1 protein-coding gene is annotated in these 596 nt (G+C 61.9%); it reads left to right on the plus strand.

All coding sequences use genetic code 11. The annotated features are described in order from the left end of the window. Window positions 1-246: 246 nt before the first annotated feature. The coding region (locus tag GXY01S_RS17835) for a transposase (protein ID WP_082770980.1) at window positions 247-596 on the plus strand (350 nt) is incomplete at its 3' end.

A 596-nucleotide genomic window follows, 5' to 3' on the forward strand; every position in this document is an offset into this window, starting at 1 on the left:
GGTATAACCCCGCAGGCCAGATAGACACGCACACCGTTGCCCACGCCAATCATGCCGTCTCCGCGATCCGGATGACCCGTGCCAGAAGCTCTTCTGCAGGATGTCCCGTCACCCTGATACAACGGCCATTGCGCAGCACAATGGCCAACTCGTCAGTATCATCGCCAGACGTCACCGCCGGTGCATTGTAAGCTCCCGGCGACTGACGCCTTGCTGAATACTTCTGGTCTGGTTCAGCTATGAAGCATGAGCGATTTAAGAGATAGGGACGCGGTACTACCTGCGAGTGTCGCAGGTAGTACCGCAGAGAGGCTCCAAAGGAGCGGTAGAGAGACATGCGAGCGGGACAGGCTGGCGGGCGCCTCGCGGATCGAGATCGTTTCGGATCGCCGCCGCTGGCACGCCCCTGAATTTCGCGCGCGAGTGGTCATCGCGTCCTACGAGAGCCGACGCCCCATAAGGGAGGTGGCTGCACAGTATGGGATCCATCCCAGTCTGGTGTTTCGCTGGCGGCGAGAGGCTCGGGCCAAAGCGCAGGCCAAAGGCGGGACATCGTTCATACCTGTCATGGTGGCCCCGGTCCCCGAGCCGCCGCC

The sequence above is a fragment of the Komagataeibacter xylinus NBRC 15237 genome (genome assembly GCF_001571345.1).
In the GTDB taxonomy this organism is placed as follows: domain Bacteria; phylum Pseudomonadota; class Alphaproteobacteria; order Acetobacterales; family Acetobacteraceae; genus Komagataeibacter; species Komagataeibacter xylinus.